This window comes from Aeromonas sp. HMWF015 (genome assembly GCF_963878965.1).
GTDB lineage: Bacteria > Pseudomonadota > Gammaproteobacteria > Enterobacterales > Aeromonadaceae > Aeromonas > Aeromonas veronii.
Map to the genome: position 1 here is coordinate 6,214 of NZ_CAWNZT010000212.1, position 13,251 is coordinate 19,464.

7 protein-coding genes are annotated in these 13,251 nt (G+C 62.4%); 3 read left to right on the forward strand and 4 right to left on the reverse strand.

What is annotated here, in order from left to right; translation table 11 throughout:
- The 4 genes from pbpC to AACS18_RS11545 all read right to left on the reverse strand — a co-directional run.
- A partial coding sequence (pbpC, locus tag AACS18_RS23415; protein ID WP_374956646.1) for a penicillin-binding protein 1C occupies positions 1-1,322 on the reverse strand: 1,322 nt, incomplete at its 3' end.
- A 52-nt stretch (positions 1,323-1,374) separates the two neighbouring features.
- Positions 1,375-6,258, reverse strand: a complete 4,884-nt coding sequence (locus AACS18_RS11535) for an alpha-2-macroglobulin family protein (RefSeq protein WP_258228925.1) — start codon at positions 6,256-6,258, stop codon at positions 1,375-1,377.
- Positions 6,259-6,423: 165 nt separating this feature from the next.
- A complete protein-coding gene (locus tag AACS18_RS11540; RefSeq protein WP_108614312.1) occupies positions 6,424-7,083 on the reverse strand; it encodes a DedA family protein in 660 nt (219 codons plus the stop codon).
- A 214-nt stretch (positions 7,084-7,297) separates the two neighbouring features.
- Positions 7,298-8,986: an FAD-dependent oxidoreductase gene (locus AACS18_RS11545; protein WP_108614313.1), complete on the reverse strand. Its 1,689-nt coding sequence runs from the start codon at positions 8,984-8,986 to the stop codon at positions 7,298-7,300.
- Positions 8,987-9,121: 135 nt separating this feature from the next.
- On the opposite strand from AACS18_RS11545, the gene AACS18_RS11550 reads away from it, so the two are divergent.
- The 3 genes from AACS18_RS11550 to AACS18_RS11560 all read left to right on the forward strand — a co-directional run.
- A complete protein-coding gene (locus AACS18_RS11550; protein WP_108614314.1) occupies positions 9,122-12,058 on the forward strand; it encodes a sensor domain-containing phosphodiesterase in 2,937 nt (978 codons plus the stop codon).
- Between the two features lie 65 nt (positions 12,059-12,123).
- Entirely contained in the window at positions 12,124-12,921 is a 798-nt protein-coding gene (pflA, locus tag AACS18_RS11555) for a pyruvate formate lyase 1-activating protein (protein WP_005333994.1), read from the forward strand.
- A gap of 87 nt (positions 12,922-13,008) precedes the next feature.
- The coding region (locus AACS18_RS11560) for an energy-coupling factor ABC transporter permease (RefSeq protein ID WP_339373253.1) at positions 13,009-13,251 on the forward strand (243 nt) is incomplete at its 3' end.

The window sequence follows — 13,251 nt, forward strand, 5'->3', positions numbered from 1 at the left end:
TTGGGCTTGTCGGAGAGCGCCAACCTCACCCCGGCATTGTCGAGGCGGCTGACCAGCTTGTCCGGCCCCAACGCATCCAGCACCTGCACCGCCGGCACGTTGAGGGATTGCTGCAGCGCCTGAGTCAGGGTCACCGGCCCCTGAAAGGCACCGGAAAAGTTGGCGGGGCGATAGTCAGACCCGAGCCTCGGCGCATCGGAGAGCAGGGAGGCCGAGTGCACCAACCCCTCATCCATCGCCAGACCGTAGATGAAGGGCTTGAGGGTGGAGCCGGGAGAGCGGATCGCCTGCACCATGTCGAGGTAACCGTGGCGGCGCAGGTTGCCATATTCGGCGCTGCCCACATAGGCGCGCACCGCCATGGTTTTGTTGTCTACCAAGAGCAACGCCGCTGAGGTCTGCTCGGGGAAGCGACGGATATAGCTCGCCACCCGTCCCTCCAGCCAGCGTTGCAGATCGCCGTCGATGGTGGTGTGCACCAGCGCCCCGGCCTGATTGTCGGCGGCGAGGCGGGCAAACAGCGGCGCTTCCATCGGTGTGAAGTGACCGCGTGCCAGCACTGGCTCGATACGCCCCTCCTGCCACACTTGCTCGGGCCAGACGCCCTGTGCCACCAGTCGCAGCATCACCTTGTCACGGGCGGTGCGAGCCCGCTCTGGATGCCTGTCTGGCCGGTTGCGGCTGGGGGCCTGCGGCAGCACTGCCAGTAGCGCCGCCTCGGCATAGGTCAGCTTGGCCGCACTCTTGCCGAGATAGGCAAAACTTGCCGCCTGCACCCCCTCCAGGTTGCCGCCAAACGGCGCCCGGTTGAGGTAGACGGTGAGCAAGGTGCGCTTGTCGTAGTGCCACTCAAGCTGCAGTGCGCGCGCCATCTGGCGCAGCTTGCCGGGCACGCTCCTGTGGTAGGGTTCGATAAGACGCGCCACCTGCATGGTGAGGGTCGAGCCGCCCGACACAGCCCGCCCATAGCGCAGCCACTGCCAGACCCCGCGCACCATGGCCACCGGATTGACTCCGGGATGACGCCAGAAGTAGCGATCCTCGTAACCCAGCAACGCCTCGATATAGCGGGGGGAGACCTGCTCCAGGGTCACGGGGTAGCGCCACACGCCGCTGGTATCGGCAAAGGCGCGCAGCGGCCGCCCTTTCATGTCGAGCACCACCCGTGCGTAGGCAGGGTCGAGTGGCGGCGGCGGGAAGAGTCGATCCAGCGCCAGCAATGACAGCAGCAGTGCTACAACGCCCAGCACCGAGCAACGCAGCCAGCGTGGCAGACGGTCAAGCCAGCGCCAGCAAGCGCGGCCACTGCGACTCAATTTCAGCCAGCCACGCTGCCAAAAAGTGAGCGGGCGAACCCGCTCGAGGGAGGGAAGATTACTCAGAGATGCTCACCTCGTGAATATCCTCACCCACTGCCCGCAGCTCAGGCCGGTACATGTCCTCCACCTGGGTCGGTGGTACCTGATAACGGCCCGGCGTCACCGCCCGCATCAGGTAGACCAGCTGCTGGTTGCCCCCCGCACTCAGATCCAGCGCCGCAGTGTAGCGATCGTCACGAAACTCCTGATGCTTGAGATAGTCGTTCCACTCGCTCTGCCACGCCGGTTTCCCCTCGATGGAGAGCTCTTCCAGCTTGATGCTGTTGCCAAGGGCCGGGTTCTCCAGCTCGAAGCCAGCGGGCACCATCTCCACCAGCAGGGCATCGGGCACCGCCGATTCGCTGCTGACATTGAGCCGTACCACCACCAGATCGCCCACCTTCACTGTGGCGGGATCAAACCGCTGACCGTCGCTGTTGAACCAGCTGCGGGTCACACTCATCCCTTTGCTGATCCGTGCTGGCGCCTGTTCGGGGTAACCGACCAGAGTGCGCTGTACATAGAGGGATCCCTTGCCCTCGTTGGTGACGGTGCTCGCCGCCAGTGCCTCGGGGGAGCCCTGCTGCAGCGGAGCCGAACCGCTCAGGGATTCATTGCCAAGAGAGGAAGTTACCCTGGCCTGCCAGTCGACGGCAGGATCGAAACGGGCCAGTCGCAACAGAGCGAGCCGCTCCTGAGTGCTGAGCCACTGACGATGGGCCAGGGTATCGGCTACCTTGGCGCTGAGATCAGGCCAGCGCTCCGCAGCCAGCTTGTGCTGACGCAGCAAGGAGAGCTCAAGGGCCTGATCGCGTAACTGCGAACCGTAATCCCCGAGATAGTCGTCACCACGCTCGGTCACCAATGCCCGGCTGAGGGCCTTGGCGGCATTCTGCTCATCCCCCATGGCCGAGAGCGCCAGCGAGAGGTGCAAGAGCGGCAAACCGGAGCGAGCGTGATCAGCCTGCTGCTCCCAGATAAGTCGCAGGGTAGCGAGCGGTGCCTTGCCCACCCGGGCCAGCACATAGACACTGTAGGCCTGATAGGCCAGCCGGCTGTGCTCGGGGGCACTGCTCCAGCGCTCACCATACTGGCTGTCGGTGAGATAGCTTTGCAGCCGGTTCAAAGCCTGATTGAGCATCGCCTCCGGCACTGCATCGCCTGCCTCCTTGCGCGCCAGCAGATAGTCAGCGGCATAGGCGGTGAGCCATTGCTCCTCGTCGGAGCGACCATCCCAGAGGCCAAAGCCGCCGCTTGGCAGTTGCAACCGCTGCAGCCGTTGTAGCAGGGCGCGTTGCACATCCGCCTCACTCGCCGCTTTCTTGCCCTCTGCGGGTTTGCTCCAGGCGGCCCGCTCATCGGTCGTGGTCAGCAAGTAAGGCCAGGCACGGGACAAGGTCTGCTCCAGACAGGCGTAGGGGTAGTCAGCCAGCGCCTGCCACTGGGCTGCCGGATCCCAGGGGGGAGTGCCGGAGAGGCTGAGCAGCCCCTGCAGGTTGGCGCGATCCAGCCCGACCAGCTCAGCTGGCACAAAGCTCATCTGTTGGCCGGGGGCCAGCATCTGGTAACGCTGGCGAGTCTCGGCCGGCCAGGGGGAGCGCAGCGGCAAAGTCCAGTCGCGGCTGATGGCAAAATCCTTGCCACTGGCCGCCAACTGCAGGCTCGCCACGCCGCTCGCCCCGGTCACGGTGAGCGGCAGGGTCAGCCACTGCTCTTCGCCATTTTTAAGAGCCAGGGTGCCGGGCAGCTCGCCGTTTGCCTTGAGCCCGCCATTGAGGGTCCAGGCAAGGGAGAGGGTCTGATCCTCGCCACTCATGTTGCGCAGCTGCACCAGCGCCCGGGTCTCATCCCCTCTGGCGCCAAAGCGCGGCCAGCCAATTTCGGCCACCAAGGGCGCTACTACCTTGACGGCGCGCTCGGCCTCCCCGACTTGCTGTTCGTTCCAAGCCAGCGCCATCAGCGCCAACTCGCCGTTGAAGTTGGGCAGATCGAGCGGAATCACCGCCTTGCCCTGCTGGTCAAAACTCACCTCGCCGCTCCACAGTGCGGCTATCTCGACCCGGCTCTCCAGCGCGCCGCCCTTTTTCAGCGGCGCCCGATCGCCCCCATAGTTGAGGCGGGCCAGCTTGCCATCCTGCGGCGGGATCACCTGGCCGTAGTTGTCGAACAAATCTTGGGAGAAGCGCTTGCGGCCAAAGAAGATCTCGAACGGGTCGAGGGGTTGATAATCGCTGATATTGAGCACGCCCCGATCCACCGCCGCCAGCACCACACGGCCTTGGCTATTGGGGGTGGAGGTTGCGGTCACTTCCAGCCGGGTAAGCGGCACGGCTTTGTCCGGTGCGCTCAGGGTAAGCGGCAGACGGCGCGCTTCCCGGTCCAGGGTGAGCGGCACCAGTCCGACCGAGCGCAGGCTCTGCCCCTGCTGGCTGCTGACCGGTTTGGAGGCGCTGTCTGGCGCGGCGATCTGGGCCGAGATATGCAAGTCATGGCGCTGCCACTCGGGGCTGACCGGGAACTCGAACTCGCCGCGGGCATCCTTGGCATCGCCAGCGCCCCCCTTGAGCTCGATGCGCTGCCACCAGCGCAGGCCGTCGCCATCTTCCACCAGCAGCAAGCCCTTGCCGGGGCGCGGGGCTACCAGCGTCACTTTGGCCTTGTCGCCCGCCTGATAAGCGCGCTTGTCGAGGGTGATGGCAATCTTGTCGGGCCGTGCCTGCTCGCCACCGCCGCCCCAAGCGTAACTGCCGATCTCAACCCGCAGGCTAGATTGATGGCCCTGACTGTTCTCCACCTCGAGGCGATACCAGCCCGCGGCGAGTTGCAAGCTTAGGGGGGTCGGCCCCTTGCCATCCAGCTGCAGGGTCTGCTCCTGCTCCAGATAAGGCTGGCTGTTGAACTCGTACTTCCACCCCTCGCCATCGGCGTAGTGCCAGTAGTAGTCGCGGTACTCGTTGATAAGGCGCACCTTCACCGCCCCCGCCACCGGTTGACCTTGCTCATCGAGGTTGAGGATCTGGAAGGGGAGCGGCTTGCCCCCTTCCACCCGATCCGCCACGAAGTCGGCCTTGAGCGCCGGCCACTGACTGCCTGCGGGCCAGCCATACTGGGTGCGGCTGCGATTGACGGCGCGGCCACCGGGTTCGGAGAGCGATACCCGATAGGCCACCTCCAGCGGCCCGAGGGCACGCACCCCGTCGAGCTCATCAGCAAGCGAAAAAGTCCCCTGCCCCTGCGCATCGAGGGTGAGACTGAGGGGCTCGAGATCCTTGGCCTGCTCGGCGAGCAGTACGTCACCTAGCGTGAACTCCTGCCACTGGGTAAAGGGCATGCTGGCACGGCTGATTTTTACCTCCGCCTTCGCCTTGGTGGCACTCGCTGGCGCACCGTAGAGATAGTCCCCTTGCAGCGGCAGGGCGAGGGAGACGTACGGATCCGTCACTTCCCCATCCGGCCCCTTGCCAAGCTGCAGTTTCAAGCGCTCCGGCAAAAACTCCTCCACCAAAAAGGGCCACTCGAAGCGGCTACCAGCGGCGGTCTTGAGGTTAATGGTCCAGCGCCCGAGCGGCGCATCATCCGGCAGACGCAAGCCGTAGTGGGCCGCGCCCAAATTGTCCGGCAGCAGCCGCTTTTGTTCGAGCAGCTGACCATCCGGCTGTTTCACCTCCAGTTCCACCGCCATCCCCGGCAGCAGCTGGCCATCCTGCCCCTTGAGCAGGATCTCGCTGTCGAGCCGCTCGCCGGGGCGATAAAGGTCGCGCCCGCTAAAGAGATACAACTGCTGGGCCTGCCAAGGCTGGGTGCCGAGATCGAAGGTGGAGAGATCGAGCGCCGCCCCATCGAGACGCAGCACCGCCAGATTGTTGCCCTGTTCGGCCAGCAGCAAGCGAGCCCCCTGCACCTGATCGAAGCGACGATGGCCCTGGAGATCCGTGGTTTGCACCTGCAGCCGGTTACCCTTCTCGTCGAGCAGGGAGAGCTGCACATCCTTGAGCGGGTCGGCGCTGGCCAGGGAGCTCACGAACACCTCCAGCGGATCGCGGTAACGGCGGGCGCTGAGCCCCATGTCGCTCACCGCAAAATAGGTGGTCTCCTTGCGCCAGTCGTAGTTGCCAAGGGGGGACATTACCGCAAAGTAGACGCCAGCCTCAGCCAGCTGCGGCTCTTTCACATTAATGAGGCGGGTCTCGCGCCGGTTGGCATCGAGCTCCAGCGCATAGCGGCCGCTGAACACCCGCTTGGCCCGCTTGGTGATCTGCTCAAGCTCCCAGTTACCCATGCCGGCACCGGGGCGATATTCCGCCAGAAAACGGGGCAGATATTCCGCATCGACCCGGAAGAAGTCGATATTGACCTCATCCACGTTGACCGCGCTGATGGGCAAGCGCAGCTCATCGCGCAGAGGCAATACCATGCCGCTGGCAGTAAACGACGCCCCCGCCTCCAGCGGCCGGGTCTTGAGGGTCCAACTCTGGGAGGATGGGCCCAGCCCCGCCTTGAGGCTCACCTCATAGCTTTTATCGGGCTGCACGTTCGGGAAATAGAGGGTGCGACCATCGTCGGCGAGGATCCACTCCCCCTGCAGCTGCTTGCCCCCTTCACTGACCTCAAGCCAGCTCTGCCAGTTTGCCTTGGGCGCCAATTGGCCAGAGAAGACCAGCGCCAGCGCTGGCGCATCGCGATATTGGCGGGCATTGGCCTGCACTACAGAAGTTGGTGCCCCGGCCTCCTGCTGCGCAGTGGATTCTGTGGTCCGTACTTGGCTGGTGGGCTTGTCAGGGCCGCAACCAGACAGCAAACCGACCACTCCGCAAAGCAGCAGGGCCGAGCAGCGGCGGCGCAGAGTGCAGGTTCCAGCGGTAGAGCGGTGAGAAGCAGAGGGAGAGTCGAAGAGGCGCATAGGTTCCATCCCGAGTTGGAGCGCTGCAAACGCAGCGTGGCTGGAAACAGGATAAGGCATCCTGCTCACCCGACACAAAGCTCATTACCCGGATGGGCACAATTTCGCGCCCCTGCAGCACGAGACCCCCCTTGCCCACTGATCCAGTGCGGCAAGGGTTGTCATCTAGTCGTGGCTGGTCTCGTTTTTTGCTCCGCCTTTGAACCAGCGAAACAGGATGGCCATGACGGCCGCCAGAAACAGCACCAGCGAGGTAATCAACAGAGCCCGGGTCAACAGTTCGCTGTGGTGGAGGAAGAAGGGAGTATTCATCGCCAGCTTGCCCACCAAACTGAGGCTGAGCGCCCACATAAAGGCACTGGCAAAGCTGGCCACGCACATCCGCAGCACGCTCAGGCGGCCAATCCCCATCAGCATGGGGGTCAGTACCCGCACGAACGGGATAAAACGGGAGGAGAACATCGCCAGAAAACCGTACTTTTTCAGCAACCGGGTCGCCTTGGGCAGGCTGTCGGGAGGCAACATCCGTTCGATATGATCCATAAAGCGGGTGCGCTGCAGGGCCCGTCCCTGCCAGTAGGCGAGCACGGAACCAATGCCAGCAGCGAACGGCAGATAGAGAAGGGTCACTTCGGGGCCAAACACCCCCATGCCAACCAACCCACCGGCCAGCAGTACCAGGCTGTCCCCCGGCAGGGGAAGGAAGACGAATGCGGACTCCAGCAGCAGTACCAGCATCAGGCAACTGATCAGCAGGGGTACCGCCTGCATCTGAACCAGGGCGTCAAAATCCTGATGCCAAATGGCCATCAGCATATCCAGCATGTCACTCTCCCTACTACACGGTTCATCATGAACGAGGCAGGGGTTATAGCACCCATCCCCTGAACAAAACGTTAATTTTGTCCAGCACAGGAAATAAAGTGTGTCGAAATATTGCTGCAATTAGGGAATGCAAGGAGGGCGAAAAGCAGAAACAAAAAGCCCCTCATCTTGCACGCACAAGGGAGAGGGGCAAACAGGCACAGAAATAAAACGGTTACACGGCGGTGGCCATCTGCCAGGTTTTGAAGCCGCCGGAGAGGTTTTTCACCTTGAAGCCGTGCTGACTCAGCAAGCGGCAGGCGACATGGCCGCGCAGCCCGACCTGACAGCTGATCAGCAGCTCTTTCTCTTTGGGCAACTCATGGAGGCGACCACGCAACTCGTCGAGGGGGATATGCAGTGCCCCCGGAATGCGGCCCAGCTTGTCGAGCTCCGGGCCATTGCGCACATCCACCACCAGCTGATGGGGGTTACGAGCCTGTACCTCGGCCACGTGGCAGAGCAGGGTGTCCCCCTTCAGGTGGTTGCTTGCCACGAAGCCGGCCATGTTGATCACATCCTTGGCCGATCCAAAGGGCGGCGCATAGGTGAGCTCCAGCTCCTGCAGGTCAAACACGGTGAGACCGGCGCGCTGGGCTACCGCCAGCACGTCGATGCGCTTGTCGATGCCATCCTTGCCGATGGCCTGGGCGCCGTAAATCTTGCCATCCGGGGCAAACAGCAGCTTGAGGCTGACCGGATGGGCGCCGGGGTAGTAACCGGCGTGGCTGCCCGGGTGGACATAAACCTTCTCGAACGGCAATCCCAGTTGCACCAGTCGCTTCTCGTTGAGGCCGGTGCTGGCCACCGCCAGATCGAACAGCTTGCAGATGGCGGTGCCTTGGGTCTTCTTGTAGGTTTCGCTTCGGCCCAGCATATTGTCGGCGGCGATGCGCCCCTGCCGGTTGGCGGGGCCCGCCAGCGGGATCAGCACAGATTCGCCTGTGACGAAGTCAATCTCTTCAACCGCATCCCCCACCGCGTAGATGAAGGGATCCGAGGTACGCATCCCGGCATCCACCTTGATGCCGCCCCGTGGCCCCAGCTCCAGCCCCGCCTTGGCGGCGAGCAGGGTTTCCGGCTTGACGCCGATGGCGAGGATCAAGAGACCGGTATCAAGATGGGAACCGTCATTGAGGGTCAGGCGCAGGCCACCGCTGTTGGAGGTCGGCACGGCGGAGGTCTTCTCGGCAGGCAGATCCAGACTCTCGATGGCAGTGAGGCCGGTGCGCAGGCGAAGGTCGATCCCCTCTTCCCGGATGCTGGCATGGAGCATGTTGGCCATCTCCTTGTCCACCGGCGCCATCACCTGATCGGCCAGCTCCAGCAGGGTGACATCCAGCTTGCGCTGATGCAGCGCCTCCATCATCTCCAGCCCGATAAAACCGCCGCCCACCACGGTGACGTGACGCGGTTGATCGTGGTGAAGAGAGGCCAGAATCCGGTCCATATCGGGGATATTGCGCAGGGTATGCACCCGGGGGCTATCGATACCGGGGAAAGGCGGCCGGATCGGCGCGGCGCCCGGGCTCAGCAGCAGCACGTCATAAGGTTCACGCTGCTCTTCACCGGTTTGCAGGTTGCGCACCAGCAATGTCTTGCCTGCCCTGTCTATCTCGATCACATCGTGGAAGACTCGCACATCGACGTTGAAACGGCGCTTGAAGCTCTGGGGTGTCTGCAGCAGCAAGGCATCCCGGTCGGGGATATCGCCCCCGATGTGATAGGGCAGACCGCAGTTGGCGAAGCTGACAAACTCGCCCCGCTCGAACATCACGATCTCTGCCTCTTCACTCAAACGACGAGCACGAGCCGCCGCCGATGCGCCCCCCGCGACACCACCGATAATCAGGATCCGTTTCATCTGCAAGACTCCTCATACATGATAACAGGCAATAAATTAGACTTTTCTAATTTAGAGTTCAATGAAATTTTGTTTCGCACCATTTTGCAGTATTCTTGCAACCCCGACGGTTGCTTAACAGGATGTTGTTTGTTCATGTCGTCTACCGCACTCAGTCATCTTCCTCCTGCCCTCCAGACGCCGCTCTTTTTCCGTCTGGACCTGCGCAGTCAACGGCTGGTCGCCCTGACCGACGTGATGCAAACCCCGCTCTACTGGCTCGATGAGCCGCGCGCCCCCTGGCCTGCCCAGCTGCCCGATGCCCTGCGCCTGCCCATCGAACAACTGTTGGTCAACGGCCATGGCGGCAAGATCACAGTGCGCTTTGCCAGCCAGCTGTGGCATATCGCCCTCGCCCACGAGCAGGATGGCTTCTGGCTCATCTGTCTGCAGAACCTTCGCCAGGAGCCCATCACCGATCTGGCATTGCAACTGCCGCGCCTCAGCCAGATGGCGAGCCAGCAACAGTATGCGCCCCTGCTCGAGGCCCTTAAAGAGAGTTTGGGGGCCGATCGGCTCATCCTCTGGCACTATCAGGCCAACGGCGATCTCGGCAGCGAGCAACTCACGCCCGTCTTTACTCTGGGTGTTGATGGCATCTATCCCATTCGTGGCGACAGCCGCTATATCCGCGCCCTGCGTACCCGCAAATCGTTAAGCTTCTCGGAAGCCGCCCACCAGCCGATGCTGAGCAATCACCTCTATCTGACCAGTGCCGGTGTGCGCTCACGCCTTGATGGTGCCCTGCTGGAGCAGGACAAGCTGTTCGGGGTGCTGAGTCTGGAGTATCTCGATCCCACCCCGCTTAGCGAGGAGATGTTGCAGCTGGTGCGCAGCAGCGCCCAGCTGCTCGGCCACTGGCAACCGCAACCGGAAGAGCACCGCGCCGAGCTGGCCCTCCCGCCCGAACTGCACCAGCAGACCGGCATCGACTACTGCAAGACGCTGGTAAGCTGGGCTATGAGCGCCAGCGGTGCCCGGGTGGGCTGGATCGGCGAGTTCCAGCCCCGCGGTCAGGATCTCTGGATCATCCCCCGCTGCGTCATCAACGAGGAGATCTGCTCCACCCTCAAGCCCATCCAGCTCGACCCCGGCCCCGCTCAGGAGCTGTTCCAGCATGGTCAGGCCATCTATGTGGAAGATCTGCCCGTGCGCTATCCCAAAGCGACCCGGCTGCTGGCCCTCAATGCCAGCGCCTACATCGGCATTCCGCTCCATGGCCAGAGCGGCGCCCCCATTGGCCAGATCACCCTGCTGCTCGATACCCCCCTTGAGGAGCCCGAACAGCTTCTGGATCTGTTGAGCAGTCAGCACGAGCGGGCCGCCATCGAACTCAAGCGCCTCGCCACCGACGATGCCCTGCGACTGGCCGAGGTAGCCTTTAATACCCACGATGGGCTGATCGTGATGGATCACAACGGCATCATCCTCAAGGTCAACCACTCCTTCAGCCGGATCACCGGATTTGGCGAGGTAGAGGTGATCGGTCACTCCATTCGCAAGCTGCGCCCCACCTACTACGGGGATCATCTCAAAGAAGATGTCAGCCGCACCGTCAACGAGCAGGAGTTCTGGCTCGGGGAAGAGCGCTGCCTGCACAAGGATGGTCACCTCTTTCCGGTGCGCTTGATGGTGAACGGCGTCAAGGATGAGCAGGGGGAGCTCAGCCACTTTATCTGCAGCTTCTACGACATCACCCAGGAAAAAGAGGCGGCCAGACATATCGAGCAGCTCGCCTACTACGACGATCTCTGCGGTCTGCACAACCGGCGCAGCCTCAACCATATTTTGCAGCAGACCCTGAGCGCCTCCAACGGCCAGTGGGGCGCCCTGCTGCTGGTGGATCTCGACAACTTCAAGTCGATCAACGACTCCCTCGGTCACGCCTGCGGCGATCTGCTGCTGCAGGCCGTGGTGCAGCGTTTCAGGGAGCTGCCCCAGGACAATCTGGTGCAGGCGCGCATCTCGGGGGATGAGTTTGCCCTGCTCTTTACCCAGCTGGGACAAGGGGAAGTCACCGCCAAAATTCTGGCAGAGCACTTCGCCCGCGAGCTGATGGGGCTGTTTCGCACCCCGTTCGACATCGGCGATCACAAACTGCACTGCAGCGCCTCGGTGGGGATCAGCCTCTTCTCCGGCAACGAGACGGATCATCTGGTCCTGATGCAACAGGCCGACACCGCGACCCACATGGCCAAGCGCGCCGGTCAGGGCCACTACGTCTTCTTTACCGAGGCGATGGCCCAGCACGAGAAGAACCGGCTGACCCTCACCAATGAACTGCGCGATGCCCTGCGTCATCACGAGCTGCAACTCCACTATCAACCGCAATACCGGGTCGACAATGGCTCGCTGTCAGGTATCGAGGCGCTGCTGCGCTGGCAGCGCAGCGACGGCACCATGGTGCCACCCGGGGAGTTTATCCCCATCGCCGAAGAGACCAGCCTGATCCTCGAGATCGGCTACTGGGTAATGAAAACCGCCTGCGCCCAATACAGCTTCTGGCTCAACCGTGGCCTGCAGATCCCCCATCTGTCGGTCAACGTCAGTGCCCGCCAGTTCCACACCCAGGGCTTCGTGCAACAGGTGGAGTACATCTTGCGCGATACCGGTGTGCCCCCTTCCCGCCTGCTGCTGGAGGTGACCGAATCGGTAGTATTGGAGAATAGGCAGGAGAGTATTGCCAGAATGCGCCAGCTCAAGGAGCTCGGCATCCTCATCTCCATCGATGACTTCGGCACCGGCTACTCGTCGCTGGCCTATCTGCGGGATCTGCCCGCCGACGAGGTGAAGCTGGACAGAAGCTTCATTCAGACCCTGGTACACAGCGAACAGGACAGAGCCATCGTCAAGGCGATACTCGATCTGGCCCAGGTCTTCCGTTTTACCGTCACCGCCGAAGGGGTGGAAGAGGAGGCGCAGCTGGCCATCCTCAAAGCGCTGGGATGCCAGCATTATCAAGGGTTTCTCACCAGTCGGCCGCTCACCGTCAAGGGACTGGAGCAGCTGCTTGGCAGCCGGGCGCCGGACTAAAGGTGTAGGATCAATAGGGGTTTATGTAATAAAATAACGGCCTGCTCGAATCGTTGGAGTTGTTTATGTCTGTCATTAATCGGATCCCTGCCGTTGAAATCAGCCAGCCAGCCGGAGCTCACGGCACCGTTGGCCGGATCCATTCCGTCGAAACCTGCGGCACTGTCGATGGCCCGGGAATACGCTTTATCGTATTCATGCAAGGCTGCCTGATGCGCTGCAAGTACTGCCACAACCGCGATACCTGGGATACCGAAGGTGGCCGCGAAGTGACCGTACCGGAGTTGATGAGTGACATCACCAGCTATCGCCACTTCATGAATGCCTCCGGCGGTGGCGTGACAGCGTCCGGCGGTGAAGCCATGCTGCAACCGGCTTTCATTACCGAACTCTTTACCGCCTGCAAAGAGAAAGGGATCCACACCTGTCTCGACACCAACGGCTTCGTCCGTCATCTCGACGAACAGGTGGACAAGCTGCTCGACCAGACCGATCTGGTGCTGCTCGACATCAAACAGATCAATGACGAGAAACACATTCCACTGACCCACGTCAGCAACAGATACACCCTGGAGTTTGCCCGCTATCTGGCAGCCAAAGGCAAGACCATGTGGATCCGCTACGTGGTGGTACCGACCTGGAGCGACGACGACGAGAGCGCCGAGGGGCTGGGTCAGTTTATCGCCGAGCTGGGCGAGAGCGTGGAGAAGGTGGAGCTGCTCCCCTACCATGAGCTGGGCAAACACAAGTGGGACGTGCTGGGCGACCCGTACGAGCTGAGCGGGATCAAGCCCCCCAGCAAGGAGACCATGGAACGGGTCAAGGGCATCCTCGGCAAGTACCACAACAACGTCAAATATTGATGGTAAAAGCAGGCTGACTCGTCAGCCTGCTCTGCTATGGGCGGTCGGGAAGGCCGCCCGGACTCTACTGCATGAATGGACGACAAGATGAGTGAAGGACAACTCGCCGCCCTCCTGATCTGGCTGGTACTGCTGGCCTTCAGCCTGCGCCGCTCTCTGTGGCAAACCCTCCATGACAACCCCCTCTATCAGCACCTGCTGCTGGGGAGTGCCATCGCGCTGGTGCCGCTCTGGTATCTAAGGGCCGGTCTGCATGAGGGGCTGGAGGTCCATTTTCTCGGGCTCACCTCCCTCACCCTGCTGCTGGGCTGGCGGCTGGCACTGCTCGCC

What these genes read in the sequence shown, in the direction of transcription:
- AACS18_RS11550 (WP_108614314.1), top strand. Translation starts at nt 9,122, where the DNA reads ATGTCGTCTACCGCACTCAGTCATCTTCCTCCTGCCCTCCAGACGCCG.
- AACS18_RS11535 (WP_258228925.1), bottom strand. Translation starts at nt 6,258, where the DNA reads ATGCGCCTCTTCGACTCTCCCTCTGCTTCTCACCGCTCTACCGCTGGA.
- AACS18_RS11545 (WP_108614313.1), bottom strand. Translation starts at nt 8,986, where the DNA reads ATGAAACGGATCCTGATTATCGGTGGTGTCGCGGGGGGCGCATCGGCG.
- AACS18_RS11540 (WP_108614312.1), bottom strand. Translation starts at nt 7,083, where the DNA reads ATGCTGGATATGCTGATGGCCATTTGGCATCAGGATTTTGACGCCCTG.
- pflA (WP_005333994.1), top strand. Translation starts at nt 12,124, where the DNA reads ATGTCTGTCATTAATCGGATCCCTGCCGTTGAAATCAGCCAGCCAGCC.